Source organism: Aestuariivita sp. (assembly GCF_021404545.1).
Taxonomy (GTDB): Bacteria; Pseudomonadota; Alphaproteobacteria; order Rhodobacterales; family Rhodobacteraceae; genus Aestuariivita.
In genome coordinates, this window is record NZ_JAAWWD010000003.1 from 130,792 (window position 1) to 157,262 (window position 26,471).

Annotated in this window: 26 protein-coding genes and 1 tRNA gene; 13 read left to right on the forward strand and 14 right to left on the reverse strand. The window is 51.7% G+C overall.

Annotated elements, in window-relative coordinates:
• Window positions 1-12: 12 nt before the first annotated feature.
• Window positions 13-798 carry an ATP-binding cassette domain-containing protein gene (locus HEP69_RS02915; protein ID WP_290557024.1) on the reverse strand — a complete coding sequence of 262 codons (786 nt, stop codon included), beginning with the start codon at window positions 796-798 and terminating at the stop codon, window positions 13-15.
• Window positions 795-1,919, reverse strand: coding sequence for an MlaE family lipid ABC transporter permease subunit (locus HEP69_RS02920; RefSeq protein WP_290557025.1), 1,125 nt, complete (start codon window positions 1,917-1,919; stop codon window positions 795-797). Before HEP69_RS02920 ends, HEP69_RS02915 begins: the two co-directional genes overlap by 4 nt.
• Window positions 1,920-2,194: 275 nt before the next feature.
• Between HEP69_RS02920 and HEP69_RS02925 the strand changes: the two genes are divergently transcribed.
• A tRNA-Cys gene (locus tag HEP69_RS02925) sits at window positions 2,195-2,268 on the forward strand.
• 306 nt (window positions 2,269-2,574) lie between these two features.
• Window positions 2,575-3,633, forward strand: a complete 1,059-nt coding sequence (gene fbaA / locus HEP69_RS02930) for a class II fructose-bisphosphate aldolase (RefSeq protein ID WP_290557026.1) — start codon at window positions 2,575-2,577, stop codon at window positions 3,631-3,633.
• Between the two features lie 44 nt (window positions 3,634-3,677).
• Here fbaA and HEP69_RS02935 read toward each other — a convergent pair whose 3' ends face one another.
• The 4 genes from HEP69_RS02935 to HEP69_RS02950 form a co-directional block, all read right to left on the reverse strand.
• Entirely contained in the window at window positions 3,678-4,334 is a 657-nt protein-coding gene (locus tag HEP69_RS02935; protein WP_290557027.1) for a hypothetical protein, read from the reverse strand.
• Window positions 4,335-4,356: 22 nt separating this feature from the next.
• A complete protein-coding gene (locus tag HEP69_RS02940) occupies window positions 4,357-5,352 on the reverse strand; it encodes a hypothetical protein (protein WP_290557028.1) in 996 nt (331 codons plus the stop codon).
• A gap of 675 nt (window positions 5,353-6,027) precedes the next feature.
• Window positions 6,028-7,527: a recombinase family protein gene (locus HEP69_RS02945; RefSeq protein WP_290557029.1), complete on the reverse strand. Its 1,500-nt coding sequence runs from the start codon at window positions 7,525-7,527 to the stop codon at window positions 6,028-6,030.
• Window positions 7,528-7,714: 187 nt separating this feature from the next.
• On the reverse strand, window positions 7,715-8,878 hold the full coding sequence (locus tag HEP69_RS02950; protein ID WP_290557030.1) for a TraM recognition domain-containing protein: 1,164 nt from the start codon (window positions 8,876-8,878) through the stop codon (window positions 7,715-7,717).
• A gap of 190 nt (window positions 8,879-9,068) precedes the next feature.
• Here HEP69_RS02950 and HEP69_RS02955 point away from each other — a divergent pair, with 190 nt between their 5' ends.
• The 4 genes from HEP69_RS02955 (at window position 9,069) to HEP69_RS02970 (ending at window position 11,112) form a co-directional block, all read left to right on the forward strand.
• On the forward strand, window positions 9,069-9,587 hold the full coding sequence (locus HEP69_RS02955; RefSeq protein WP_290557031.1) for a DUF3768 domain-containing protein: 519 nt from the start codon (window positions 9,069-9,071) through the stop codon (window positions 9,585-9,587).
• Window positions 9,587-9,871 carry a hypothetical protein gene (locus tag HEP69_RS02960; RefSeq protein WP_290557032.1) on the forward strand — a complete coding sequence of 95 codons (285 nt, stop codon included), beginning with the start codon at window positions 9,587-9,589 and terminating at the stop codon, window positions 9,869-9,871. The genes HEP69_RS02955 and HEP69_RS02960 overlap by 1 nt, the downstream gene beginning before the upstream one ends.
• 325 nt (window positions 9,872-10,196) lie before the next feature.
• Window positions 10,197-10,655: a helix-turn-helix transcriptional regulator gene (locus tag HEP69_RS02965; protein WP_290557033.1), complete on the forward strand. Its 459-nt coding sequence runs from the start codon at window positions 10,197-10,199 to the stop codon at window positions 10,653-10,655.
• 109 nt (window positions 10,656-10,764) lie between these two features.
• Window positions 10,765-11,112 (forward strand): hypothetical protein, encoded by a 348-nt coding sequence (locus tag HEP69_RS02970; protein WP_290557034.1) that lies wholly within the window; start codon window positions 10,765-10,767, stop codon window positions 11,110-11,112.
• 296 nt (window positions 11,113-11,408) lie between these two features.
• Here HEP69_RS02970 and HEP69_RS02975 read toward each other — a convergent pair whose 3' ends face one another.
• On the reverse strand, window positions 11,409-13,778 hold the full coding sequence (locus HEP69_RS02975) for a hypothetical protein (protein ID WP_290557035.1): 2,370 nt from the start codon (window positions 13,776-13,778) through the stop codon (window positions 11,409-11,411).
• A 248-nt stretch (window positions 13,779-14,026) separates the two neighbouring features.
• Between HEP69_RS02975 and HEP69_RS02980 the strand changes: the two genes are divergently transcribed.
• The gene (locus tag HEP69_RS02980) at window positions 14,027-14,749 is read left to right on the forward strand and encodes a hypothetical protein (RefSeq protein ID WP_290557036.1); all 723 of its coding nucleotides are present in this window, start codon (window positions 14,027-14,029) and stop codon (window positions 14,747-14,749) included.
• Between the two features lie 116 nt (window positions 14,750-14,865).
• Here the strand turns inward: HEP69_RS02980 and HEP69_RS02985 are convergent, their stop codons facing one another.
• Together HEP69_RS02985 and HEP69_RS02990 are read right to left on the reverse strand one after the other, a co-directional pair.
• Complete coding sequence (locus tag HEP69_RS02985; protein ID WP_290557037.1) at window positions 14,866-15,081, reverse strand: WGR domain-containing protein; 216 nt, start codon at window positions 15,079-15,081, stop codon at window positions 14,866-14,868.
• A 5-nt stretch (window positions 15,082-15,086) separates the two neighbouring features.
• Complete coding sequence (locus tag HEP69_RS02990) at window positions 15,087-15,683, reverse strand: site-specific integrase (RefSeq protein WP_290557085.1); 597 nt, start codon at window positions 15,681-15,683, stop codon at window positions 15,087-15,089.
• 537 nt (window positions 15,684-16,220) lie between these two features.
• Between HEP69_RS02990 and HEP69_RS02995 the strand changes: the two genes are divergently transcribed.
• Entirely contained in the window at window positions 16,221-16,739 is a 519-nt protein-coding gene (locus tag HEP69_RS02995) for a hypothetical protein (RefSeq protein ID WP_290557038.1), read from the forward strand.
• Between the two features lie 214 nt (window positions 16,740-16,953).
• Here HEP69_RS02995 and HEP69_RS03000 read toward each other — a convergent pair whose 3' ends face one another.
• Both HEP69_RS03000 and HEP69_RS03005 read right to left on the reverse strand, forming a co-directional pair.
• A complete protein-coding gene (locus HEP69_RS03000; protein WP_290557039.1) occupies window positions 16,954-18,087 on the reverse strand; it encodes a caspase family protein in 1,134 nt (377 codons plus the stop codon).
• 1 nt (window position 18,088) lies between these two features.
• A complete protein-coding gene (locus HEP69_RS03005; RefSeq protein ID WP_290557040.1) occupies window positions 18,089-18,961 on the reverse strand; it encodes a hypothetical protein in 873 nt (290 codons plus the stop codon).
• A gap of 10 nt (window positions 18,962-18,971) precedes the next feature.
• Here HEP69_RS03005 and HEP69_RS03010 point away from each other — a divergent pair, with 10 nt between their 5' ends.
• The 4 genes from HEP69_RS03010 to HEP69_RS03025 all read left to right on the forward strand — a co-directional run bounded on the left by HEP69_RS03010 (window position 18,972) and on the right by HEP69_RS03025 (window position 22,723).
• On the forward strand, window positions 18,972-19,325 hold the full coding sequence (locus tag HEP69_RS03010) for a hypothetical protein (RefSeq protein WP_290557041.1): 354 nt from the start codon (window positions 18,972-18,974) through the stop codon (window positions 19,323-19,325).
• A 143-nt stretch (window positions 19,326-19,468) separates the two neighbouring features.
• Window positions 19,469-21,259, forward strand: a complete 1,791-nt coding sequence (locus HEP69_RS03015) for a hypothetical protein (RefSeq protein WP_290557042.1) — start codon at window positions 19,469-19,471, stop codon at window positions 21,257-21,259.
• Window positions 21,252-21,596 (forward strand): heavy metal-binding domain-containing protein, encoded by a 345-nt coding sequence (locus tag HEP69_RS03020; RefSeq protein WP_290557043.1) that lies wholly within the window; start codon window positions 21,252-21,254, stop codon window positions 21,594-21,596. Before HEP69_RS03015 ends, HEP69_RS03020 begins: the two co-directional genes overlap by 8 nt.
• A gap of 98 nt (window positions 21,597-21,694) precedes the next feature.
• Complete coding sequence (locus HEP69_RS03025) at window positions 21,695-22,723, forward strand: IS30 family transposase (protein ID WP_290557044.1); 1,029 nt, start codon at window positions 21,695-21,697, stop codon at window positions 22,721-22,723.
• A gap of 148 nt (window positions 22,724-22,871) precedes the next feature.
• Here HEP69_RS03025 and HEP69_RS03030 read toward each other — a convergent pair whose 3' ends face one another.
• The 3 genes from HEP69_RS03030 to HEP69_RS23690 form a co-directional block, all read right to left on the reverse strand.
• Entirely contained in the window at window positions 22,872-23,597 is a 726-nt protein-coding gene (locus tag HEP69_RS03030; RefSeq protein ID WP_366111294.1) for a HEPN domain-containing protein, read from the reverse strand.
• 10 nt (window positions 23,598-23,607) lie between these two features.
• Window positions 23,608-24,795, reverse strand: a complete 1,188-nt coding sequence (locus HEP69_RS03035; protein WP_290557045.1) for a DUF262 domain-containing protein — start codon at window positions 24,793-24,795, stop codon at window positions 23,608-23,610.
• A gap of 109 nt (window positions 24,796-24,904) precedes the next feature.
• Complete coding sequence (locus HEP69_RS23690; protein ID WP_366111295.1) at window positions 24,905-25,462, reverse strand: thermonuclease family protein; 558 nt, start codon at window positions 25,460-25,462, stop codon at window positions 24,905-24,907.
• A gap of 301 nt (window positions 25,463-25,763) precedes the next feature.
• Between HEP69_RS23690 and HEP69_RS03040 the strand changes: the two genes are divergently transcribed.
• A complete protein-coding gene (locus HEP69_RS03040) occupies window positions 25,764-26,441 on the forward strand; it encodes a hypothetical protein (protein WP_290557046.1) in 678 nt (225 codons plus the stop codon).
• The last annotated feature ends 30 nt before the right edge of the window (window positions 26,442-26,471 follow it).

Below are 26,471 nucleotides of genomic sequence, written 5' to 3' on the forward strand. Positions count from 1 at the left end.
GATGGTCGCCTGTTACACTGAGTGCTGGGCAGCGCGCGCGCGCGGTCCGGTGAAGTATTCCTGCACCCAAGGGTGATCCACGTTCTTCATCAGCTCAATTGGCCCTTCCACGAGCACGCGCTTTTCCGCCAGCACCGCTATTCTGTCGCAGATCGCATGAAGACTGTCGAGGTCGTGGGTGACCATGAACACCGTCAGGCCCAAAGAGCGCTTGAGTTCGCCTATCAAATCGTCATAGGCGGCCGCGCCAATGGGATCGAGCCCGGCCGTCGGCTCGTCCAGGAACACAATCTCTGGATCGAGAGCAAGCGCGCGTGCAAGCGCCGCGCGTTTGCGCATGCCGCCCGACAGCTCGGACGGCAGTTTTCCACAGCTCAAGGGTGGCAAACCGACCAGGCTGATCTTCAGTTCACCCAACGCCTTCATCAGGGTGTGGGACAGCTTCAGATGTTCGCGCATCGGTGCCATGACGTTCTGAAGGACGGTGAGCGATGAAAAGAGCGCGCCATCCTGAAACGCAACGCCCCAGCGACGTTCGGTCTCGCGGCGTTCGGCGCTGCTGCCATGCAGCATATCGACCCCCAGAACGCGGATCGATCCGGCCGCGGGGCGGTTCAGACCCACAATCGTCCGCAGCAAGACCGACTTGCCGGTGCCCGAGCCGCCGACAATGCCCAAGACCTCGCCACGCCAAACGTCCAGATCCAATTGATCATGCACAATCTGGCGTCCGAACTGGGTACGCAGATTTCGAACCTCGATGATGGGGGTCCGGTCGTTCGGGGCGCCAGTATTCAAAGCCCAAGCTCCGCGAAAAAGACCGAAAACAGGGCATCTACCGCGATCACGAGAAAAATCGACTGAACCACCGATGTCGTGGTGTGACGACCGACACTGTCTGCCGAACCGCGCACCTGCATCGCCTGCCAGCACGCGACGGTGCCAATGATGGCGGCAAAGACCGGCGCTTTTATCATCCCGATGATCAGATGCCAGATATCGGTGTTTTCCTGAAGACGCGTCATGAACATTCCCGGACTGACGCCCAGCTCGATCCAGCTCATCAAGGCACCGCCAAACAAACCTGCGATATTGGCGATGAAGCCAAGGATCGGCAGCATGATCACCAGCGCCAAAACGCGGGGAAGGACCAGAACCTCGATCGGATCCAGACCCAGAGTTCGCATCGCATCCAGTTCCTCGCGCACTTTCATCGACCCGATTGACGCGGTGAACGCCGATCCCGACCGGCCTGCCACGATGATTGCAGTCAAAAGAATGCCCAGCTCGCGCAGGACCGAAATCGCGATCAGATCGACCACAAAGATTTCGGCCCCGAACTGACGCAACTGCGAGGCGCCCTGAAAGGCAAGCACCACACCGATGAGAAAGCTCATCAGCACCACGATCGGGATGGCGTTGAACCCCACCTCCTCCATCTGGTTCACCAGCGCAGCGTGACGCCAACGTGAAGGGCGAAACATCGTCCGGGCCAGGACAACCAGCGTTTCACCCATGAAGCTCATCAATGACAGGATCAATCGGCCGATCTCGGCCGTCTTTTCCCCGATTCCCGCAAGCCAAGGCAAAAGACCGCGCGGCAGATCCTCAATGCCAGTCTGATCTGGCCGCGACGCCGCGACGATTTTGATCAATTGTAGATGTGCGGCAGATGCTTTGCTGTACTCCACCTCAACGCCGGAGGCTTCGAGCCGCGAGGCAAGATCGGCGATAAGCCATGCGCCGCCGGTGTCGAGCGCATCAATTTCGCTCAGATCGATCCGAAACGTCGTCGAGCGCGTTGTTGCCTGCGCGAAATCAGCTTCTACCTTGCCCAGGCTTTTAGTCACCAACCGTCCGAACAGGCGCAGCGTTGACGCGCCTTTGTCCTCCTCGATACGGAATGTCGGTTCTGTCATCAGGGTCCCACTCCGATCAGGCATACGCCCTCCGGCGCGCATCCTAAAATACACGCAAGTGCGGGGAAAGACCAACGGACTGTGAAGATGTAACAACTCTGCAGAGCCGTCGCTGCCAGGTCATCAACTTGACTGGGTGGTTGCCCCACCAATGCGTGCCCCCTCCAGACCACGCTCGCAGCCCAAAAAGCCGGAACAGAACAAAACCGAAATCTGTGCAGATGGCCTTGCCGGGAAAGAAACGCAATGCTAAGCGCTTGCTAGATTACCACCAAGGCGAGTTGGCGGAGTGGTGACGCAGCGGATTGCAAATCCGTGTACACCGGTTCGATTCCGGTACTCGCCTCCAATAAAATCAGAGACTTAGCCCCAAACTAAAGCCGGCGAATTTATGTTTAGGCTCATTTCAGGCACAGAATTAGGAAATCCTGACAGACGATAAAGTGAAGAGAGTACATGAGCCATCTGGGCTCAACTAGATCGCAACGACGAATTTAGCGCTTGCATCAAAGACGCACCCTGCCCGTTTCATAGCAAGCGCGCTTGATTTATCTCCAGCTTTGGGCGATCCCAGAATACAACTGACCCTCAAGTTATCCCACTTGCTTTGGGTGCGAGTGAACAAGTCATGGTATAGTTAAGAAAAGGCAATCCTATGAAATCTGGTGTAGTAACAGGCCGTGAATACGTTGAACTCGTAGAAGCATGCAAACGTGGTGCTTATGCGCTACCCGCAGTAAACGTAGTGGGAACAAATTCGGTCAACGCAGTTTTGGAAGCTGCGTCGAATGCTCGCTCCGACGTGATTATTCAGATTTCAAATGGTGGCGCACAATTTTTTGCTGGGCAAGGCATTCAAGACGCGCTTAGGGCGAAAGTGCTTGGCGCAGTTTCCATGGCACAACATGTGCACACAGTCGCGAAAGACTATGGAGTGTGTGTTGTGCTACATACGGACCATGCAAACCGTGGCCTGCTCCCTTGGATAGATGGTTTGATCGTCGAGAATCGAATGCACTTCGAAAAAACAGGCTCACCACTCTTCTCAAGCCATATGCTGGACTTGTCCGAGGAGCCGGTAAGCCAAAACATCGATACCTGCGCGAAGTATCACGAAGCCCTGGCGGAACTGAATATTTCGTTGGAGATAGAGCTTGGAGTTACCGGTGGTGAAGAAGACGGCGTGGGGTCAGATGATGTATCGGACAACTCACGTCTTTATACGCAGCCAGAAGACGTATGGTACGCCTACCAAACCTTGAACGATATTGGCCACTTTTCTATTGCGGCAGCTTTTGGCAACGTTCATGGGGTCTACCGTCCAGGCAACGTTCACTTGCGACCTTCGATACTGGACGATTGTCAAAAGTATATTTCTTCAAGGATTAGCGGCGCGAATTCAAAACCGTGCGATTTTGTATTTCACGGTGGATCAGGCTCTGGAAAGAACGATGTTTCGAAAGCAGTCGATTATGGTGTTTTCAAGATGAACATCGACACTGATACCCAATTCGCATTTTCCTCTGCATTGTTTTCTTTCATGGAGCCAAACAGTCAGGCTTTCAAACATCAAATCGATCCTGACACTGGAAAGCCCAATAAATCTTTATACGATCCTAGAAAATCTTTGCGAGAAGCGGAAAAGGGCATAGTCGCTAGATTACAAGAAGCTTTTGACGTGCTGGGGTCCGCAAACAAAACAATCGCGGATTAATCAAAGACATTTTCTAATCGGCTCTAGTGGTCTTGAGACAGCGACTACAAACTCAAAAATTCGTGCTTGAGTTTTTTGAACCGAGTCCGTTCATCAATGTCGAGATGGAAGAGTTCAAGATTGTCTGAATCAAAATTTGTGCGTGGTAAGTGAGATTCTCCAAATACTTTGGCTCTCAGGCTGGGATATCCGCACACATCAGCTTGATAATAGGAACTCACCAATTCCCATACCTCTATCCGAGAGCAACGCAAAGTTCTGACTAACAAAATCAACTCAGACAAAGCTCTTTCCTGCGTCAAGCGGTGTTTTGCGTTCAAATGCTTTCCAATCGGGTCTATCGTTACAACCGCCAAGATGTCTGCCAACTGGCTAGAAGACATTTGTCCTCGCGGTACGAGCGACCCTATGAAATCGGACGTGATTTCATGCTGACGTTCGGGGTCACCAACCGCAATAGCTTCAGGTTTTCCAACATCATGCAAAAAAATCATTGCCCTTATCTTATCGGCGGGAAATAAAAACTGATGCGATGGCAAGAAGAAAAACTCGAAGGCTTGCCAAACCGCCAATGTATGCTCCCAAAGAGTTAAATTATCTCGGCCTCCAATCGACTTCTCAAACTCATCCAAAAGCCAACTTTTGGAACTCTTGACGAAACTCAATTCTTCAGAAAAAACTCTCTCAAAAGTCTTGTTCATGATTCTTCAAAAAAACTGGCGGTCAAGAATCAGAATTCTTTTCGACTAAAAAGCAACAAAGATCATGCAACCGTATCCCCGATCCTTCGTTGTTGAAGTATCCAAAAAAGTATGCTCGGCTACCGCGCACATCGACCTCATCAATTACAAGGTTTATGGATTCTTTGGAGTGTTGAAAGGCCTGTCCTCCAATGTCTTCACCAACAATACCCACGATCCCCCGCCATTCTTCACAGAGTGCTTTCTCTTTCAAGAATGCAACAACGTCACTTCTAGAGATTTGAGCTGTGGTCTCAACACAAAAATCCATCAGAGAAACACCCCAATATGGTGCGTAAGTGTAATTTACTTTCAATTCTTCTTCTTCAAAATTCAAAATCCGAGAACCCACAGCCTCTAGCGAACACTCTTTTCGCTGCAATGAATTCCAGCGTCCTTCTTCAAGCTGCCATCGTGGCACAGAGTGGAGTATATTTACCAAGCAAGACTTCACGCCGAACTTTTCCTTCATAGCGGATACAACATGAGTCCCTGGAATAACTGTGCAGGAGCCAAAAGAAATAACTTTGTGTATGTCCGCCTGGTAAGATCTATGATTAAGACCAAATATCAACTCGGTGTCCGCATTTTCAATCGTTGCACCAACAAGAGCAGCGAAGGTTTTTCCCTGAACCGCGTTGTTCAAGTACTGGTGGTTTTCACGACGACCAGAGCACTCGAACAATATTTCTGGTTCACCAAGCCATTCCGCAGCCTCCAACATACCAGTAGAGCATCTAATTCTTTTTGAACCATTGGCCGCGTTTGGAAGTATGAGGTCATCGTTCTCGAGGAAAACGCCTTGATCAGAAAATGACCGAACGATTGGGTCGTTTTTCAGAATCGATAGCACTTCGTTGGGGCCCAGAATCGGATCGTGTATGAAACTAATGTCATAAGGGGAGTTTTTATCTTGATACCAGGCCTGAAACAGTCCTAGTCCAAACCTACCGAAACCATTAAGTCCAGCGACAACCATATTTTTCTCCTTTGGCGGCAAGGATTTTGGCACAGCCCCCACGCGCAAACAATATCTCGAAAGGACAGCTTCTGAGTGCAGTAGTTAAATGTCCACCCAATCTGCTCTGAATATGTATGTGTTCGACGTGCGATTTTTCGACCAACTTCGTCAGTTCTTCTCATGTTCGATTGCAGCTGCTCTGCAGAGTCTGGGAAGCCAGCGCATATCATTTAGCCTATAGCCCAACTTCAGAACTAGCAGTCAGTATTGTCGTCGTGTCGTCCAATGCGCAGTATATTCAGCGGTTTTATAAGACCTCGGCGCGCATCCGCTCTGGCTCACCTTGGGTGATGGACTGACTGTCATGGCTGTGGTCCTAATGGCTTGTCCGCGAGCAGAAGTTTGAAAAGTTTCAAAAAAGATCGATCTTCACCTCGCAAATGGGCACGTTTCATAAGTTGACTGCTAGGCAGCGTCTTCGTCCTGTGGCCTAGTGTTCAGAAGCTCGAGAAGCTTCACAAAAGTTCGATCTTCGCCTCGCAAATGTGCACATTATTGACATGATAGATCAGCTGGCCTCTAGGCTGCCCCATCACCCCGTCGTTCAGTTCGCAGCTTATCGAGTAGATCAATAAAAGTTCGGTCTACGTTTCGCTCCTGTGTACATTATTGACATGATAGATCAGCTGGCCTCTAGGCTGCTCCATCACTCTGTGGTTCAGTTCGCAGTTTATCGAGTAGATCAATAAAAGTTCGGTCTACGTCCCGCTCCTGTGTACCACCGAGGAGGGTTGGGTCAGATTTCCCCCTCGTGACCCAAGAATATGGCTCAAACGCTACCTCGTTTCGCGACACCGTGCGGTTCGGCCACACGTTTTCGACGATCATGCGCTTTTCGGCCCGATTTGCCATATCATAAAGATATACAAGGTTCTTTCGTAGTTCGGCCAACTGTTCTTGATATTCAGCTAAAGCGTCGACATCAGGCAATTTGAGCATCTCATCTTGGAGTTCAGCGAGGCGCAACTGAATGTCGCCCTGCTTACGTGTAAACCTGTGTCGGTCCAGCGTTCCATCAATCAATAAGTCCTCAAGTCGCTCCAATCGGCACTCCTGATCCTTGATCTGGAGGTCCAGCGCAGAACGCTGTTCTTCCAAGTCAATCAAGGCGTCAGGTTTGTCCGTGTTTTGTGCTCTCGCTGCAGCCGTGGCGCTTAGCTCCAAGGTGCAGAGTTCCTGTCGGATCGCATCATCGAGCAACTCCTCTCGTAGTGTTTTGGTAGCACAGCCGCTCCGATTGCAGCGGTAGTATACGTGGCCCTTCTGCCGTTCAGGCACCATCGGCTTGTCGCAAAGCCCACAGCGGAACAGCCCCATGAACAGGTGGTTGTGGCGAGTGGATTTCGGACCTGACCGTTCACTTCGGATGGCCTGGACGCGCTTCCAAACGGCGACCGGCACGATAGGTTCATGGACACCCTGATATGTCTTGCCAGAGCTCTTGACATGCATAAAGCCGATGTAAAAGGGGTTCTGCAGGATGTTACCTAAGCCACAAAGGGTGAGCTTTCCGCCGCGCGTGTTGCGCAGCCCCCGTCGGTGCAGTTCGTCCAATAGCGTTTCATACGAATACTGCCTCGAGGCATAGAGCTCGAACGCAAGCTTAATCAGTGGCGCTGTCTTAGGGCACGGAATCTTCGGTTTTCCGCCCCCTTGGTTCAGATATCCAGGCGGAGCACCCCAAGGGAATAGCCCTTGTTGCAAACGACCGTTCATCCCTTTGATGCACTCTTCCCGCAGGTTGCGGATGTAGTCGGCGGCGATGACGGCCTGGATGTCGGCGGTGAGACGTCCACCGCGAGAATTGAAGTCCAGACTCTCGGTGGCGACGTAGACAGACACACCCGCGTCAGGCAATTCACTGAACATCGCCCAATCGCGCAGGTTGCGGGCAGAACGGTCGATCTTGTGGATGATGACGCCCTGGGCTTTGCCTTGCTTCAGTTGCTTGAGCATGGCCGTGAACACTGGGCGACCAGATTTGGCCGCGGTCTCTTTCTCTTCAAACCACTTCGTGACGGTGAGATCGTTCCGACTCGCAAAAACCGTGATGGCGTCTTTCTGTGCGTCGAGTGATACACCCTCGCCTTGCTTCTGGGTGGATACTCGAATGTATCCAAAGCACGGTTTCATACGTCAGTTTCAGGTTGTTGGGACTCTACCACATCTTCAGATTTTGGCCAATCCGGCCACAGCCATTTGCCCTCGGCCACCAGCCGTTCATATACCCGCTGGCAGATTTCCAGGTGCCGCTCAATGCGTTCGTCTTCGGTCATAGGCAAAATGTACAAAAGCCCACAAGTCGCCTCTAGCGACCACTTTAGGTCCCGGAATGATAGGCTGGCAGCATATGCGCGGTGAACGGTCGGAGGCGCTCACTCTGATGCATCATCCAGACTATCGCACGGTGGTTTGGTTGGTTTTGCAAGTCAGCAGGACTGAAGGGGCCAAGGAACCGCGCCAAAGGTGGCGCATCGTGCGCACCAACGCGGAACAGCACCAAGGAGCCCACATTGCCCAGGATGGCATCTCGCGACGCGGTATCGATCTGGGAGAGGTGCTGATGCGCAAGCGTTACCGACAGCGCATACTTCCGGGCCTCGGACAGCATGTCGGTAAAGCTGTGGGTCGTCAGGTTGTGAAACTCGTCAATGTGCAGCGCGAAAGGACGGCGGTCATCTTCCACAGTATCGTGGCGCGTGAACGCGGCGTTGAGTATACTTGAGGAAATCAGCCCACCCAGAACGTTGGTGACATCTGCGCCAAGACGCCCTTTTGCAAGGTTGATGAGCAGGATCTCTCCGTCATCCATCGTGCGTCGAAACCGCAATGGCACGCGTGGTTCACACAATGCGGTCCGAACGGTCGGGTGGGCCAGAAAGGCTCCCAACTTGTTTGAAATCGGCGCAACACCGTCCGCGCTGGTCTGATAGTTCAACGCGGGGAATTCGTGCTTCCAGAAGAACCTAACCTGCGGGTCGGTAAGACGTTCGGTGACCTGTCTGCGGAAGCCTTTGTATACAAAGAGGCGCATGAGGTCGCGCAAATCGACTGTAGGCTGTTCCAGCAACGCCAGGATTGCATGGCGCAGCAAATGCTCCATACGTGCACCCCAGGCATCCGGCCATTGTTTCTTCAATGCGTCGATCAGCCCTGAAGCCACCAGCGGTCGGAAGGCGTTGCCAACATGCTGAAGTGGATTGTACCCCAGCGGACAATTGGGATCGGATACGTCCCAATAGAGATGGGGGCGTGTGATGTTTTGGTGCACATCAAACGCCAGATCACCGTGCGGATCAATCAGACACAGCCTCTGGCCAAAGCGTGCTTCTTGCCAGATCAAATTCTTCAGCATGGTGGACTTGCCGGTGCCTGACTGCCCCAAACAGTACAGGTGGAACCGTCGGTCGGCAGGCGTGATCCCGAATGGCGCCGGATCTCCATAGCGGCGATGTGCGAGACCAAGCACGGGATAGGGCAACATACGAGCAGTTTGCGTTGCCGGTCACCGTTCGCAAAGCGACCCGTTTATTGCTCACAAGAATACGCTGGTCGGTACGTCCATCTCTCTTGTCATGCCACCATGCGATCAGATGCTCCTTCTCACTGTCGCCTCCTGCCGGGCGGCCTCGAACACTGGGTTCGGGATCGCCTCAGCAAGAGGAGACAGATCAATGGACAATGAAGATAAGATTGGCAACGTACCGCGCTGTCGGACCTGCGGCTCCGAGCGCGTCGTTCTGGACGCATGGGCATGTTTCAACCCAGACAGTGGAATGTGGGAATTGGAGCAAACCTTCGACGATGCATTCTGCCACAATTGCGATGCAGCTACCCACCTCGAATGGATGAAGCAGTCCGCACCGCCGCACCTACGCATAAGGGAACTCAATGACCAGTTCCGAACCAACGGCAAAGGGCGTGGAACGGTCTTAGTGACGCAAGGCATTCAGTCGGAGGGAGCCGACTTCATGCTGTCGGCAATCGTGGCAGTACGGGGCTTCACCGAGTTCAGCGAAGACAATGACCCGTGGGGTGAGCATGACTTCGGCGCCCTCGACGTCGCGGGCCAGAAGGTCTTTTTCAAGCTCGACTATTACGCTGACGAGACTCTTAGTGCCGGGTCAGAGAACCCTGCCAATGAGAGTATGACCTTCAGGGTTATGACCATCCTGCTGGCGCGTGAGTACTGATGGGCAGCGCGTACGAAACGTTCGAACTCGTCTGGCAGGAACGTCGGGTCGAAGTGTCGTTCCAATTCAACTGGTTGGGCTCCGATTTTTGGCACATCGAACTCCGATCTCCGGATGTTCTGCCGCTGACCGAGACAGGCTATCGCTCATGCTTCGTTCCATCCACTGATGATGCGTCGGAGCAAACCATACGAAACCTGGTACTGCATTGGCTCGATGACGCTGCAGATACCGAGCGCTGGCAGAGTTACCTCAATGAGAGCCGTCAGTTGTCGCTGTTCTGAGCCTCCAGCGCAAAACGCAATACGCCGTCCGGTAGCCGGGCGGCGTTTTCCCTGTGACCGTGCGGAAATGCTGTCAGAAATCGCTCACTCATTCGTCACACCAAGTGAACGCACCTGGCCTTGGATTGGTGGCTTGGCCAGACAAGGTGCGGAGGACGGCGCCACGTGGCGTTTGCCGATCCCGGCCCTTTTAAAGGGGGCCGGTTCGGCGCGGACAGCCATCGTGGCACGTTATGTCTGGTTTAAGAGCGCACAAGGACCAGTTCACCTCAGGCTCATGCCGAATTCAGACGCCATGTACTAGGGTGAAGGAGCCGCGCCACGTTTGATTGGGCTTGCTGCAGGTTCTGTTTTTATCCTTGAAAGAGATAGTCTGGTCTCTTTGTCCGTCTGGCGGGCTGCAATAGACTGGCCGGGTACAAGTTTAATTCTAAGCATTATGCGCACTCAATTTGCATTGGATCTGCGGACAGAACGCAGGAAATCCGGTTTTACCCAATCTGATGTTGCTCACCTCATCTCTTCAAACCAATCGCTCGTCTCGGAACTTGAGCAGGGCAAGCGACGTCCCAATCTTGAGCAGATCGTTGATCTGTCGATTGTATACGCCCGCAGTTTTGAAGCCTTCTTTGGGACACTCATGAGCGAGCGGCAACGTGTCATTTTGGGACAAGTACACACACTCCCCGTCATTGAGGCCCGTTCATCCAACACACACAACCGGCCCGGCTCAATCAATCGCCTTGAAAAACGTCTGACCGAAGCTCTTGCCTATGAAGCTTAGTGTTCTTGCGATTGCGGTTGGTTCCGGGCGCGCAGGTTACATCCTCCTGCGAAATGGGCAGGTTCAGGATTGGGGGTCAACGGAACGCCTAGCGCGTAAGCCGGAAGGGATGAGAAGATTTCTAAGTGGTCTGATTGCCGATTATCAACCAGACGTAGTTGTAACGGAGTCCATTGCCAAAGGTTGCTTGAAACACCCGAGAACCAAGGTTCTGATTCAGGCGCTCCAAGAAGAAGCGGCTCAACACGAGCTGCTCGATGTCTCAGTCCCGCTGCCTCGGGCCTACCCGTCAAAATACGAGCGGGCCGTGGCACTTGCTGAACGTCACGCTGCGGTTGCTGGATACCTTCCCAAACGTCGCCCAATGTTCTACGAAAACACGCCGCGTGGCTACCTTCTGTTTGATGCTGTTGCGCTGGCGGAAGCTGCTTTGGCGGGACCGTCCAAAGTCGGATGAAGTCAGAACCGCCTCCTCGTGAGGCGGTTTGTCGAACAGACAAAGCTAGCCCTCTCCAGGCAATCGAGTCTTAGAAAGCAATTGCAGGAACGGTTCAAGACTTTGATTTCACTCGCAGCAAGCACTGCAACCAAACTTCATTTCGTTGTCCTGTGAGCGATACTTGAACTGCGACTCCTATTGCTTCTGAGGGTATGGGCCATGCTGCACCATCGACACTTCCGCGAGGCGCGTAGGGTTCATTATGTAAATATTGCCAAACAATGATCGAGCGCCTTTACAACAGACTTTGGCGGCTAGCGACAATTTTGAATGTTGGACGTCTCACACAACCACCTGAGGCCGCTCCTTAAATCATCCGGGCTCTTTGGCATGACACCAACGACTACGCGGGCTTCAATCATTGCTCTCATCAGGTTTACTTCGCTAGCAAGCATGTCAAACGCAAGAAAGAAGCGGCGTACTTCAGGATGCTGTTGGTTAGTTGCTCTCTCCGGTTGAGCGGACCAAATATCTGCTGCGTCTCGCAGCCTCAGTAACGGGGCGCAAGAATCGCCGCGAAATTGCAAATCATTATTTCGCTCAAATGAGTTAACCTCAAAGGCTATATTTCGAGACAGGCGCTGCATGGCCGCCCATACCGTAGCCTCATTTGATGCTGCGACGTCAGAACACGCAGTATGCAGAGATGAAAAAAACTTTGAAAGTGCTTCAAAGCTCAGTCTAAGCTCATTCCTAGCATCCAAGTTTTGAATCCTAGCGATGGCACTCTGAAGCTCTATATTCTTTGTTTCAAGCTGATCATTGAGGTTTTCAAGTTCTGTGTTTTTCGCTTCAAGTTCGCTAAGAGCTTCAACAGCCTGCTGTCTTCGAAACTCCAAACTATCGTTCGAATCTACGAGCTTTACTCGCTCCTCTTCTAGAAGCGCAGAGGTTCTATTTGCCTGCAGGTAGAAGTATGAGGCTGTCACCATACCAGCGAAAGCGAAGATAGCAGCGGCAGATATAACGTACGATCTTACTTTCCTTCTTTTCTGGTCTTCAAGTTCAATTTTTTTCCACTTCTCTATTGAAGCTTTTATGTAACCCGAAATTTCACCTAGACCTTGGCGTCCGTGTGTTTGCAAAAGGTATTTTGCATCTTCGATGGGTTTACCTTCTGGAATAAGCAAATCTGAGTCAAAACCGCTTTCCTGGTATTGAGTGTAGCTGGCACGCATGCGACTAACTTGCAAATGAAACTCAATATCATCGTTCAGCCAATCCCGGAGTGAGGGCCACGAACGGATCAGCTCTTCATGTGCTATCTCAACAAAATCTGTTTCCGTGCCCGGTTTAGTCACATCGTTTGATCTATAAATCGTTAGGAGGCGACTGTCCCTATCTGATAGCTTCCATAAAACTTCCCGTTGCTCGGCGCTGAATTGAGACAGGGGCACACTTAGCTTTACGTCGTTTCCGAACTCGCCGAGATTTACCAAGGCGGGCAAAGTATACTTCGCGATCTTCCTTTCGGTGGGTTCTAATTTCTCGATGACCTCATCAGCATGTGTTTTGATGACGTTTCTGACACCACCGAGATTACTGTAAGTCTCGAACGTTACTCGATTGAGCTGAAGATCACGTCCAAGCCAGAGCTTTGAAAGTGCGAATTGCATAATCGGGAGCTGACCTTGATCCATGCCAACGTCTTCCAATAGCTGATCGATTAGTCCCCTTTCAAATTGTAGGCCTGTTTCTTCCAGTGGCTTCTCCACAGCGGCACGCAGCTGGTCTAAAGCCATCGGCTCTAGATCGATGAGATTTGGTTTAAGTAACTTGAAAAACGGCGGCTCCGAGCTTTGAAGTTCTCCATAAAAGTCGCTTCGTACTGTTACTAGGACTTTGACAGCACCCTTTTGGATGGCCGAGACGATATTTCGTAAGAAAACTGCCCGCTCGATTTCATCGTTATGAACATACAGCTCTTCCCATTGATCGATGAGCAGGACTGGTATCTGTCCCGTATTTTGCTGCTTGCCTTCAAGGTAATGATAAAGAGCGTCACTGTCTTCATTAAGTTGGTGAACGAACCGAGCAATGCGCGCTGGTAAATCAAGCTGTTCTTCAGCAAAAAGCCAAGCATCCAGCGCATGGAAGAGACTTTCAAGCGGTTTAGCTTTGATACGAAATGACAGCAGGGTCCAGCCTGGTCGCTCTGCCGTGATCAAGGGACAAACGCCAGCAAATGCCAAGGAGGATTTGCCGCTTCCGGAGGCGCCAATTATGCCAACGAGGTTGTATTCCCCCAGACGATCAAACACCGCCCTTGCTTCATCGTCGCGGCCACCAAAAAACCTAGCGTCTTTGGTGCTAAAGGCCTGGAGACCCTTATAAGGACTCTCATACTCGGAAAAGGTGATGCTCTCGAAACTGACGCCAAGAATGTAAGCAAGGCTTCTTAGAAGGTTCTCCTCGAACAAGTCGTCCGATCGGGTCTCAACATTGCTGAGCCAACCGTTGCCGAATTCGTTGATCCATACCGGTGGCGTCTCGCCCTTGAATTTAGCCAAGGCTTCTCGGTCAGCCGAAAGATTAGCGATGTACTGCTGAGAAGCTTTCTTCCCGTCTAGGAGCTTCTCACGGAGCTTCCTGATCAGCTTCCCATTCGCTTTTACACTGGTCAAATCCCAAAACCCTTTCTGAAAACACAACCCAAGAGTACCCAAAACCGGCCCTCGATCAACCGCAGATTCTGCGTTCGAGGAGCCGCCGCCGCCGACCTGTCTTTGAAGTTACTTAGAGAGCTTTGAGAGTGATTAAAATATAATAAAAACAGATATTTAAAGGACACTAACACATAGAGATCACACCAGAAGCTTAGAGGCCTGAGACCTTCTCTTTCTGTCCCTGTCATCAACACAGGAGACAGAAAATGACATCTCTTATTAAGGTTCTGGGCATTCTGATAGTTCTCGCACTGGCAGCTTGCTCCACCCCGCAAATTACCAGCGGATCCTTCTCGAGCAATGCCGGTGCAACGTTCCAAGATGGGCAGATCGTTCCAGAGATCAAAACGACGTTCGAGCTGAAATTCTCCACCAAACCAGCCGATGAAGTTGTTCTGAACACGGATGGTAGTCAGCTGCAGAATGAGGGTGAAACGGCGAACGTCGCGCCACTTCTAGACTTGATCGGCTTGACGGAAGGGACAGACAAGGGTGAAGGCTATAATGAAACCCTTTCCTACGGCGCCTACACGGGTGGCGATGTCGATCTGACAAGCATGACGTTGGCAGAGATAGACGTCCTGCAGACTTCAATGCTCGCTCATCCTGCCAACACGTGGAACTCTTCCGCCATTGGGCGCTACCAAATCGTCCGCACAACACTGCGGGCATTAAAGAAGAAGCTTGAGCTCGAAGACGACCTCAACTTCACGGCAGAGCTCCAGGATCAACTTGCGCTGGAACTCCTCAATGGACGCGGTTTTGATGCCTGGAAAGCAGAGCGTATCGATGATCAGCAGTTCATGTTGAACCTGTCTAAGGAGTGGGCATCATTGCCGAACCCACAAACCGGTAAGGGCTTCTACTCCGGGCAGAACGCAGCGGCGACTGTCGCGAAAGTAAAAGCTGTACTGGACGAAATCCGGTAAAACCTACTGCGCAGATTTCTGCGTGAGAACGAAGCGCCCCTCGCTAGCTAGCCGGGGCGCTTCTGTTTGCTTCCAGAAAGGGTCCCGTTTGAGCGAGCATCTGCTATTCCTCACTCCTACTCATATCCCCGCTTTGCCTTCCGCATTTGCAGATTGAACCGCGCGTCTTTGGCGGCTTCTTCAGTCTCAAACCAGTCCGTGCGGACCTGACCAGAGCTGCCAATCCGGCCCCAGCTCCGCAGCAATCCCCAGTCGCCAAAGAGACCCGGCACGATGTCCATGCGATAGAAGCGATGCATATTGGCGCTTGGGTCAGTTTTCGTCAGATACATCTCCCCTACCCCCACATCCTGGCGGCTATGTCCTGCTCTTCCTTGCCCACCGCGTCGGCATAGATCGCCGTGGTGCTGAGCTGCGCATGACCCATCCATTTCTGAACCATGTGCAGCGGAATGCCGTTGACCGTGGCGTTAATCCCGAACCCGTGCCGTAGCCCCTTTGGACTTCGATGCGGCGCATCAGGAATACCCGCCTCGATCATGACGCCTTTGACGATCTGCCAAACCCGCACGCGCTTGATCGACCAAATCGGCACGCTTGCCAGTTTGCGCGACTTCTGGGCCTCACGAATACCGTGGGCTGTGTTCAGTGTGTCGAGATAATCCGGCGGAACTGGCACGGTGCGATAGACCACCTTCTGCTTGCCGGTCGCATCCTTGCGCTTCTTCAAGCTGCGGATCGCCACTGTACCCCCGGCCAAGTCCACCCGAGCGGGCGTCAGCTCGATCAGCTCAGAAGGACGGCACCCGGTATAGTGCAGGGTCTCGCAGATGGTACGGTCGCGGGCAGGCATCCGACGCGCAGCGGCAAGGAAATCTGCCCTCTCCTCAGCGTTGAGGTAGAGGCGATTGCCATCACGGTCATAGAGGGTCATTTCGCTCACATAAACACTATACCCGAATAGTGTTTATTGCGCGAGGAAAGATCGCAGGATATTCACACCCCTACCCTACCTAGGCTGGGCTCGGAGCAAACAGAATTACTAATTGTGTTACGTGGTCGTTTCCGAACGCGACTTCTGCACGGCATATCCCGTTGAAATCATGGTAGGTCGGTCCCGCGCCCAAGAGTCGTGATTTTTGCACGGACGTAGAAACGTCCCAAAACCTCAGACGTTCTGATCCGGGTTTCTGATACGGCTAAAGTGCTTGATCGCGTGCAGGCCGAGCGGGGCGGTCAAAATGCACCGTTTTTGGCCGAGGGGTTTTGGCAGGGGGTATTTGTCCCATGTGCGTGCAGTGCTGACGTACGCGCGAAGTCCGCTCTTGGAGTGCGAAATTTTGAACGAGATTGTCAAACGAGTTCATTCTTTCGGATCGTTAACAGGGCTTTGGTGCTGGGAACTCTTGCTTTCCCGGTGCTTTTGGCAAAGCATTCACACCATAACAAACTGGAAGAACGGTGTTTCATCATGGGTGCACTAGCACAGCAAGTTTCTATCATACTACCGTTCGTCATTGGACTTTTGGTTGGCGGCTTGGGTGTTTGGTTGTGGACGCGAATTTCAACCGAGACATCGAGAGAAGAATTGAGGCTGTCGTCTGTGAGCGAAACGGCCCTGATTGATCAGCTTCGGCATCATACCAATGAAAATAATAGGCTAGCAGGCTCAGAAGGTGAGGAGGCCCTCTTCGATTTTATAACTTCGGAAGCATTGTTAGCGGGTAGAATTGATGAAATTGCGGAAGCAATTGATAGCTCGGACAGTTACGACGAAGCCTTCGCTAAGGCTCGAGTCATTCCGTTTCGAACAAGAGAAGCCCCTGGAGAAGACAATGGCGACCTCCAACCACCAGAAGACGATCCCTCTCGCTGGGAGCGTATAAAAGGGAAAGCCAAGGGAGTGAAGGACAAAGCTCTAAAGGTTGCCAACCAAAAGCTTCAATCAACTGTCAAAAGTTGGGCTGGCGATGCCTCCCAAGACGAATAGTGGGAAGATCGCGACCCAGCTGGCAGTTTCTGGTGGAAATCGCAGTGGTTGCTCGATCTCCCTATTAACAAATATCAATTTCTAACATGCCAAAACTCATACGTTTATGACACCAGAAAAACGACCGTTTTGGATAAATGACTTCGTAAGTTTCCAAACTCGAAACACCGTAACTGCGTCATTCATAAGCACTACCAGAGCTGATTAAAAGATTTTACGACCTAAATCGACCTCGTATGAAACATACTAGTCGAGAAAACCTTGTTTTGCGCGGTGCTACACGTTTGTTGTCATCTATTTGACTGAAGTCCAGTGTCGGCTGTTTATTCGGGTAGGGCAAATCAAAACCATATGTTGTCCTTAGGAAATCTATGACTTCGTGGCTGGGTTGCTCACCATAGCAGCTAGCGACTACTGTTCCAAAATCCTCAAGATCAATCACACCCTTTGATTCAATTGCACTCATAAACTCTTGTTCACGGTCTTTGGCAACATGTACAAAGTAATAAGCCCAACGCCCAGTATTATCCCTTGCCTTCAGTTTGTGGATTAGATGCCCCTCACGCGAGAAATCCGGTACGATACGACCTAGTCCTTGCTCCTGAACACTACGCATTGCTTGTCGCGATAAAGCATTATCACTCGTCGCCTCTGCCTTCTCAAATACTACCTCTTTCATGAGCGCAGAATGGTCCCAGGGTACTTGTGCACCACTGGTAACTGCATGAACGTCATTGCGAACGCGACGCAATATAACCTCAATAGGCTCACGATGCTGTCCTATATTCTGGCAAAGTGATGCAGCGTAAGGGCTATGTTGTCCAAGACCATCTAACGCCACCTGACCAGGGGAGGTAGAATAAGCGATCAAGGTATTTTGAGGTGAACTTGAAGCCGCAAGGCCTCTGTGCCCTCCTCGCACTTGTGCTGTAAACGGGTAGTTTCGACACCCATCAACAAAAATCATCCGAGTATGCGGGACACTTGGAACAACCAGCTTACTCTGCAACCAAGTCAGCGAAACAGCTGACCGGTCAAGCCACTGCACGTCCTTCTCTCGCATTGATATGGGTAAAAGGTAGTTTTCGCCCATATGTTGGATAGCGTGCCCAGCATAGTAGAAAATAACTTCGGAATCCGGTGGGAGCAGTCTCACTTTCTCAGAAAACTGAACGCAAAGTTCAAGCATCCTATCGATATCAACATCTGGCACCACAAAAACCTCGTATCCAACAGATTTCAAGCTGTCTGATACTATCTTGATATCGTTCACAGGATTCTTGAGATAGGCTAGCTCGGAGTATTGAGAATTACCTACAAGAAGAGCGGTTCGCTTAGGCTGAGACATCCTACACGCTTTCAATACGATAGCGGCTGACAAAAACAGCCTCTACTTCCTTAGAAAACTGAGAAAGCTCTTTAGCTAGGCTATCACCGCGTATATCTCGAACCGGAAAATTCTGCTCGTACAAGTCTAGGACCTGAGATTCATCCGAAAAAGATACTACAAACAAATCGTTCGGCCCAACAGGGGGGCCGATTGCAAAACCCTTCTCTCGCTCGTCAAGTAGACTGCTGGGTATTACGATCTGTGCACCTATCTTTTCGTGTCGGCATTCTCCCCAAGAATGGCCTGGATGCAGCATAACGGTTTGATTGTCAGGATAAGAGTGGTTGAAGACAAATAGTAGGCAATCTGTGCTACATGGGATTAGCAAGTCCAGCATCCCACCGAGTGGAACTATCTTCCTTTCATCGACGCTACCTTCCGCTGGGGGCTGGAGGCCGCGCCAATTCTTTGGTCTGAGGATGGTGTTATCGACCCTCGCAGGCAGCGCGTGCAACCAGTTAGCCAGAGTGTGCCCAACCCCGTGCCAAGGACGCAATCCTAACAAAATTTCATGCTCCGTAGAACCGGGCACAATGTTGAAACAAGCGAGTAGCGCCCTGTGCCGGGTGCCGTTTGACGGCGGCCCGTTAACAAACCAATCGGCCACACGGCCTGGTGCCAGATTGTCGAAAACCTCGTCGGCATCGACTGCTGCCTGTTCAAGCTTCCCGATAAACTCCTTCACCGACCACCCGCGTACCTGGACTAGGTAGCGAAGAAACTTACCAGACGAATCCTGCGACATGCGATCCACCGTGCAATTGCGTGCATCAACGTGACTACGAGAAGCACGTTGAAAACGCGAGCCTTTACCAACTGCAAAAGTGTTCAAGGAGGCTCCAATGCCGAAACTAAAGTCGATCCTCGCCGCCTGTGCATCTATCTCGATTGCCAGTGCACCCCTGCCCTCTTTCGCTCAGAGCTGCTCCCAGTTGGAAAGACAACAGCAGAGCCTCGAGAACGAGAAGTCTCGACTGTACGAACAGTACCCCGGCACGCTGCTGTCACTGTTCACATGCATCGCCGTGGCCAACGAAGCAGACGAATCGGAACAAGTGCCGGTCTTCCTGATCTGCACAACCGGCGTTTGCCTATTCAGTGGCATCGAAAACTGCATCGACATCGGTACTAGGGCGTTCAACGTCGAGCGCCGCTCGAGCGAAGTTGAACGCCAGATGAGCCGCGAAGGTTGCTGAAGCACGAATACGAGGCGCTATGGCTACCCGGAGTCGTCGCGCCTTACATTCTGACCACCTTTGGCCTCGCCATGGCGCTGAATGACGGCTAGCGTAAACCCAGTTGAACTAAGCCAGCCCAGAATGAAGAGATTCGGAAACTGATGATTAAAAACTTTGTAAGCGCCTTTGTAATTTTCTCGCTCTTTATTACTCCAATCTATCCAACACAGGTCTCTGCTCAGAGCCTCGAAAGCTGCACATCGGATAGCGAAGATGTCCTTTTTACAGCCCTTCAACAGCGCGCTCGTGACGGATACCGCGAAGCACATGAAACCTTTGACTACAGAATAGCGGTCCGCAATGCCTGGCGGCAGGTTGGAATGACAGGCCGAATTGCTTCTTCTGCACAATCCGCAGGAGACGACTATAGGCCAGGAGGACTTTTACCCCGCCGCCTAACTGGTTGGTCAGAGGAAAGAGCGCGTGAAGCCGCCAATACCATAGCAGATCAAACATTCTCAAATACGAGAGTAGAGTCCGGCTTTGAGGAAGTCGTAAATCTAGCTGTCGAAGACCTATTAGATTTTTTCGAAGTCCGCTCACAAGATATTTCTGAAACACTAGGCGTTTGTTTTTCAGATTTCCTCAATGTGAATTATCCCCCCATCATTCAAGGGGCGGTCGGCGCACACATGGAAGAAATTGATGTGAGTGTACCGACATCTACAGGAGAAGCAGGTCAAACAGGTGTCCCTGTCGCAGCCATCACCGGGGCACTACTTGTCGTCATTGCAACTGTGCGACGGCAAGTAGTGCGCCGCATCGCAGGTCGTATAGCTGGGCGCATTGGCGGTAAGATTGCTGCGAGAGCAATACCAGGTCTGGGCTGGGCACTTCTTGGTTATGAAGTCCTATTTGAAGGAAACGGTGCGATCCCTGAAATTGTGGAAAATATGAGTAGCTCTGAGATCGTTGCTAATTTGCAAGATGAAATCTCCTCAGAGATCGAACAAGAAATTAGTCAGCAACTCGACAACATCTCAGCCGATGTTGCGCGCGGCTCAATGGAGTCTTGGCGATCATTCGTTCAAGCTAATCAGCTCGTCCTAACTTTGCGGGAAGCGAATCCTCTATTTTCCGGATACCTTGACCAATTTACGAACGAAGACGACCTTCTCCCAATCAGAGATGCTATCGCAATAATTGTCGAGCTAGAAGGCGAAGAAGGCTTGAATGATATTCTTAATGGCAATCAAATGGCTGATGTCGTAGCTCTTACAGATTCAGCTCGTGCTATCGCCAGAGCAACAGACTCTGTTAGCACAGCTATATCGTGGCAACGCAAAGCTGGCACTGATATCTCAGCGGTAGCACAACATCGCCTCTATCAGTTCAAACAACCAGATGATCTTACCCAAGACCAACTATCCTACATTCTAAGTCTAAACGAAGGAAGCTTGATCCGTAAGGCCGCGCTTCTTTCACCAGATGATTTACAATCCCTCAGAATTATCGATGACTTATCGACCCGGAAAATACTGGCAACTGTCAATGAAGAAGACTTGCCAGATACCATCAACTATCTCAGGCAAATCACCGATCAGAGTGCACGCAACACTGTAGCGGCGTACGTGAACGGTAGTAACTACAGACCGGCGACTTTGAACGATGCGCTTCAAGATATCTCGATTAGCAGGAACCAAGAGCTTGCCTCAGAGCTACTCCTGTCCACTACATTCTTTGGCCTTTTAGACCCGCAGTTTGCCTATCAAACGTTCAACGGGGTTACTAGCGGAGAAATCAGCTGGCAAGTTGCCATGGCTCGTTACAACCTGCCCTCAGCAGTCTTGATAGGGTTGCTCGTTTTGTTGGCGCTTCTGGTTATCCGCCCGTTTGGACTATTTAGACGGCGGCAGGAAGTCATTATTCGGCATGAGAAGAGCAATGACTAGCAAAAGGCCTCTAGTCTTCACTATGGATAGCCCGCCAGTTTTGTTGACCGGAAACTACACTTTTGGATCGGCCATCTTTGTCACCCACACCCAGGCTTCAAACGTTGTGAAAGACGTCCAGGAAAACATACGAAACTTAGTTGGTGGGCGACTAAAACACTATGACGCACTGGTCACGGAAAGTGTCTCAGCCGCATTCGAAAAACTCAAAGACCATCTTGAGAAAAATGGCTGGGATGGTGCTTGTGCGGTTCGAATTTCGCATCCGTCTGTCGTCGATGGTGGCTGTGAGGTCGTGGTTTACGGCACACCATTTAGGCTGGAAGAAAAAACATAAAGCGCCTTATGCGCTGTCGGCGTGCGAAAGGGCGCGCGCTACTTTGAAGTGCGACTCCTATTAGAAAACAACGAGTTATCTAATAGGAGTAATATCGCATGGGAGCCGTTTACACGCAACTTTCACTTCAAGAGCGTCGTAGGATCGAAGACTGGTGGCTTGCAAAGGTCCCTGTCGCGGAAATGGCGCGTGTCCTCAAACGTCACAAATCGACGATCTTTCGCGAGATCAAACGTAACTTCTGGTCGGATGATGCCTTCCCGAAGAAGTACGCAGGTTACTTCGGGCATGCGGCTCAGTTGCAAACCGATAAGCGTCGATCCGTGCAGCGTAAGCTGATCCGCCATCCAGACCTTTGCAAGCGCGTCATCGAACGGATCAAGCAAGGCTGGACGCCCGAGCAGATCGGCAACCGCATGATCTTTGAGGGTGCCAAACTTCGTGTCTGTCAGGAGACGATCTACCGCTACATCTATTCGAAGGAAGGCATGGACAAGGAGCTGTGGTGGTACCTGCCCGAGCATCGCAAAGCCCGCAGACCGCGTCGTGCCAGAAAGCGCCAGAAACCCAAGTTCGACCGCGATGTCAGCATCTTGTTCCGTCCGGATGATGTCGCACACCGTCGCCAGTTCGGACACTGGGAAGCTGATCTTGTCTTGTTCAAACAACGCTTTGGACAATCAAACGTGACCTCGCTGGTCGAGCGTGTCAGTCGCTTCACCGTGCTATTGAAGAACCCCAATAAGCGCACCAAACCTGTCATGGGCAAGATCATGAAGGCGGTGCGCGACCTGCCTTACATGGCGCGTCGTTCCATCACCTTCGACCGCGGCACAGAGTTCGTCAGCTGGCCACATCTTCAGGCCGAGATCGGCACGCAAACCTGGTTCTGTGATCCCTCTTCGCCTTGGCAGAAAGGCACCGTCGAAAACACGAACCGACGTGCCCGAAGATGGCTCCCGAGAAAGCGCGACATCACGGCGGTCACAGATCATGAATTGAGAATGATCTGCGACCGCCTAAACGCGACACCCAGAAAATGCCTCGGATGGAGGACACCGGCCGAGGTCTTCCGCGAAAAGATGATGGAGGAAATGGGCCGATCCCACTACCCTCAGAAGCCATAGGAGTCGCGGTTCAAGTATCGCTCACAAGTCTTCATTTTTGAACGCGGGCGGTGATCTACACCGGACTTGCGCACCACCCTACCCCATTGATTTCGTTGATCTGGCAGGATGGTGCGTAGGATATGATTCATGCACCTAAAAATTTCTACTAGGCGGCCTGCGGCAAATGCTCCGGCAACGTCCTAGCTAAGCTTAGACCGAGTGCAGAGAGGAAATTCACATCATCGAAAAGGGATGCTGCAGAAGGCGAATTCCCCGGATTCAGGGAATGGGCAATGGCATTCCGCTTCTCCATGAAGTCGTTTAGCCGAATCAAAAGCATGCCATGTACTCGCCCTGCATCCGGCTCCTCAAAATATTCTGAAAGGGGTTGTTTGTGCGATGCTTTGGCACAAACATCCTTCAGGTCACAGATCGCGAAGATAGCGTTTAGCTGAGTTGGGCGCATGTTGCTTTCGTTGTGAACCAGTGGACCATAGATCTCTTGCGTCAAATCTCCTTCCAAGAACCTGCAAACAGCATCGATCCTTGACCGAGCATCGCGGGAGATGGTTTCCAAGGCCACTGTAGTTCCGCCGGTATCAATCTTCGCACGGGCAAGCTCTTCCAACGTTCTCTTCCATGCGGTAGCGCTAAGCTTTCGGGGCAATCGTCTTGGATCGACCTGTAGCCTAACCATTTCCCTCGCATATTGCCTACCTTGCTCTCGAATGAATTCTTCGAATCGGGCAGCCAGTAGAAGTGTTGAGGAATTCACAGACGCAACTCGCGACCTAGCAGAGTTGCCTGCTGTCTCCATTACTGACACTAGCTCCGATATTGCAGTCAGATCAGCTAGAAAATCATCTGATATGGCATCAAAAATAGTTGGCAAATTTCTACTATCAGGCTGGCTGAAGGATGTCTTGTAGTAGGCTGATCCGTGCTCTTACCGTCTCCGCAGTATTTCCACGACCAACCAAAATTTCATATTTGTCGTAATCATCGTTAGCTTCACGCATGCGACGGTTTACGTTCGCTTTGTCCTCAATAATCGCTTCCCTGCTTTCCCATAGAGTGTTCATTGCGACCATTGCTGCATCGTAGACCGCTGCAGATACACGCTGCTTCTGGTCGGTTTCAGAAACAAGCAAGAACGGCTTTCCGTCAAAAACCTCGTACAACGTAGAGAACCGTAGTCTGTATTCTTCTATAGCCTCTGCCGCTTCGGCTTCGGTTAGCTTTACATCCATCGCCCTGTCTAACATTGACCTCATGGAACCACGGATATTTTCCGGTTCTTTCAGTGCAAAGTACCTCAGCACTAGCTCACAATCCCTCATGTTGCGGTACAGTGAATTTTTCTGTCGCTCAGGATTGGTGTAATAATCCTCCGGGTCTGTTTCAGTGTAGGCAGGTATACCAAAAACCTCAGTAAAAAGGTCAAACCGACTGAGAGAAACAATGGCTTCGTTCAATGGACCGGGGTTTTGTGCATTGCGGAGTTCTTGCGCATTAAGGCGCATGCCTCCCGTGTTCAAACGATCAAAAACAAGCCGCCGAATGTCAGGAAGGGACAGAGAACCTTGAGTAGGACGCTCAGACTCGCTTTCCATTAGAAGAACAATCGCGGACAAGCTGGCTCGGTCAAGGGTTCTCTTCACTCGTGGTGGTGCTACCGGATAGCGCAGTCCGTTGAGAGGGGTCAGAACCTTCAAACCGCTAAGCGCAAAAGCACCCGCAAAAAAGTCCCGAATTGTGTTTAGCCGTTGTTGTCCATCCATCACCTCATATCGCGCGGCAGCGCTTTCGTAAAAAAACACAGGAGGTACTGGAATATTGAGCAGTAACGACTCAATCAACTTTGATTTCTGAGAGGCCGACCAACGCAATCGGCGCTGATATTCGGGATGAAGGTTTATAGCCTCTCTTTTCTCGATCATGTCTCGAATCTGAGGCAACAGAAAGTTGTTTGTCTGATAAACGATACGAAAAGCATTTTGGGCCAGAAATTCATCTGGATCGCGGCTGTCTGCGGGAACAGCCGTGTCATCGTTCTCATCTATGTCGCCAAGATCAATCTCTACGTTCATATCTTATGCCCGTCCCTAAGCCGCTTCTAATGTTTGTTTAGACACAAAGCGTGAGTTTTGCCACCCGCGGCTACGAACGCGCATAGGCCCTTGTACGTTATCTATCCAGTTAGGCTTGAGCCTGCTGACCTCCCCTACGGCCAATACTCGCACACCAGCCTGCCTGCACTGCTTCAAGCTCGTCGCAGAACCAACGTTCACCCTTGCTCTCTGATATGATTGTTCGGTTGTACCAAGGCGACCAAGGCGTGTGATATATTCTCCCGTTTTGGCTGATGTTGCCTTTAATCGGGCAGCCTTCGCGCGGTGTTGCGTTTATGGCTGCTTGCCAACGCTCTGATCTAAATTCCCATGCTGGTTGATTGGTTGCCGCCCAAATGCCCAACGCTTGTTTTCGAGCCGTATCCTCAGTGGTCACATATATGGTGGAGAAACGACGAAACGCCCAAGCCAACCCTTGAGCCACCAGCGCTACTCCAAGATCGATCTCCCCTACCCTGCAAGTTGCAATGACCCGACCGTACTGGTCTTTCTCACGCTCCTCGCAAACCACCTCTCGGTTGGTGACCAAAGCGAGCATCGCGTCGGCCGCTTCTTTTCCACATTGCCAACGTCCAGTATTGCTCTCGCATCGTTGCCCAATCTCTGGGGCGTCAATCCCTTGGATACGATAGCCCTGACCACGATCTCAAGTGTGTCGCCATCAATGACCCGTACCTGAGCGATAAGAGCAACGGGAACCAAGAGAGCTAGAGTGAGAAGAACAAAGAAGAAGTGCATATCTCACGATACAACAATGCTCATGCACGACAACGGTCAGCTTAAAGTCGAAGAGGCGTTCGAAGTACTGCGAGCACAACTCAAAAAAGCGAACTCTCCAATTGGTTGATTTTTTTGCACCACAAATCAATTGACACAAAACCGGTCAAACGGGCAGCCTTCTTCCAATAACAGAAGGGGGAAAGAAAATGCGTTCATATGAAGCCGCGCGCGGCATGTTTAGCTTCCTGGGATTCTGCAGTTGGATTGTGATTCTTCTTGGAGGATTTGTGGCGCTTGGCGGGATGTCGGCCGGATCAAGCTTGGGGCGTAATGCCGGAGCGATGCAGGCGATGCTTGCGGCCGCGCCCGGCCTCATTCTGGCCATGGTCGGCTTTTACGGCCTCGCCCTCGTCCAGATGGGCCGCGCCAGCGTTGATAGCGCCGAATATGGGCAGCAAGCCCTCCAGGTCGCGCGTGATCAGCTTGAAGTGTCGCGTCAAGCCCTACAGCAAGGGAGACAGATGGCGGCGTCATACGCGGTCGCTGCGAATAAGCCTTCGATGGCGACTGCGAAAACTGACCCGCAATTAGAGGGGGCTGGGCCCTCATACGGGAATAGAACTGAACCAGCACCACCCACAAGCGGTTCGGATGAGACTGCAAAAATCGAGCCCAAGGCTGAAACCGCCTCCTTGCCCAGCCCCGGCGGCGAAACCACCGTGGACGAGCTGCTCGGTGAAAAAATCACCGTCGCGGGTCGCGAGCTGGTGCTGGTGGAAGGCACCTATCGGTATCGCTCCATACGCTTCAGTTCGCTTGAAAAAGCGGAAGCCTATTTCGCACCGATGGGCGTTAATCCAGCCGCCAAATCGCGGTCAACATGACCCCCATACACACCCCCAACCCCCGTGGGG

What these genes read in the sequence shown, in the direction of transcription:
- HEP69_RS02945 (WP_290557029.1), bottom strand. Translation starts at nt 7,527, where the DNA reads ATGAAACCGTGCTTTGGATACATTCGAGTATCCACCCAGAAGCAAGGC.
- HEP69_RS02990 (WP_290557085.1), bottom strand. Translation starts at nt 15,683, where the DNA reads ATGACCCTCTATGACCGTGATGGCAATCGCCTCTACCTCAACGCTGAG.
- HEP69_RS03020 (WP_290557043.1), top strand. Translation starts at nt 21,252, where the DNA reads ATGACTAGCAAAAGGCCTCTAGTCTTCACTATGGATAGCCCGCCAGTT.
- HEP69_RS02995 (WP_290557038.1), top strand. Translation starts at nt 16,221, where the DNA reads ATGGGTGCACTAGCACAGCAAGTTTCTATCATACTACCGTTCGTCATT.
- HEP69_RS02920 (WP_290557025.1), bottom strand. Translation starts at nt 1,919, where the DNA reads ATGACAGAACCGACATTCCGTATCGAGGAGGACAAAGGCGCGTCAACG.
- HEP69_RS02970 (WP_290557034.1), top strand. Translation starts at nt 10,765, where the DNA reads ATGAGAAGATTTCTAAGTGGTCTGATTGCCGATTATCAACCAGACGTA.
- HEP69_RS02985 (WP_290557037.1), bottom strand. Translation starts at nt 15,081, where the DNA reads ATGTATCTGACGAAAACTGACCCAAGCGCCAATATGCATCGCTTCTAT.
- HEP69_RS02950 (WP_290557030.1), bottom strand. Translation starts at nt 8,878, where the DNA reads ATGTTGCCCTATCCCGTGCTTGGTCTCGCACATCGCCGCTATGGAGAT.
- HEP69_RS03015 (WP_290557042.1), top strand. Translation starts at nt 19,469, where the DNA reads ATGATTAAAAACTTTGTAAGCGCCTTTGTAATTTTCTCGCTCTTTATT.
- fbaA (WP_290557026.1), top strand. Translation starts at nt 2,575, where the DNA reads ATGAAATCTGGTGTAGTAACAGGCCGTGAATACGTTGAACTCGTAGAA.
- HEP69_RS03010 (WP_290557041.1), top strand. Translation starts at nt 18,972, where the DNA reads ATGCCGAAACTAAAGTCGATCCTCGCCGCCTGTGCATCTATCTCGATT.
- HEP69_RS03035 (WP_290557045.1), bottom strand. Translation starts at nt 24,795, where the DNA reads ATGAACGTAGAGATTGATCTTGGCGACATAGATGAGAACGATGACACG.
- HEP69_RS02955 (WP_290557031.1), top strand. Translation starts at nt 9,069, where the DNA reads ATGGACAATGAAGATAAGATTGGCAACGTACCGCGCTGTCGGACCTGC.
- HEP69_RS02960 (WP_290557032.1), top strand. Translation starts at nt 9,587, where the DNA reads ATGGGCAGCGCGTACGAAACGTTCGAACTCGTCTGGCAGGAACGTCGG.
- HEP69_RS03000 (WP_290557039.1), bottom strand. Translation starts at nt 18,087, where the DNA reads ATGTCTCAGCCTAAGCGAACCGCTCTTCTTGTAGGTAATTCTCAATAC.
- HEP69_RS03040 (WP_290557046.1), top strand. Translation starts at nt 25,764, where the DNA reads ATGCGTTCATATGAAGCCGCGCGCGGCATGTTTAGCTTCCTGGGATTC.
- HEP69_RS03025 (WP_290557044.1), top strand. Translation starts at nt 21,695, where the DNA reads ATGGGAGCCGTTTACACGCAACTTTCACTTCAAGAGCGTCGTAGGATC.
- HEP69_RS02935 (WP_290557027.1), bottom strand. Translation starts at nt 4,334, where the DNA reads ATGAACAAGACTTTTGAGAGAGTTTTTTCTGAAGAATTGAGTTTCGTC.
- HEP69_RS02940 (WP_290557028.1), bottom strand. Translation starts at nt 5,352, where the DNA reads ATGGTTGTCGCTGGACTTAATGGTTTCGGTAGGTTTGGACTAGGACTG.
- HEP69_RS02980 (WP_290557036.1), top strand. Translation starts at nt 14,027, where the DNA reads ATGACATCTCTTATTAAGGTTCTGGGCATTCTGATAGTTCTCGCACTG.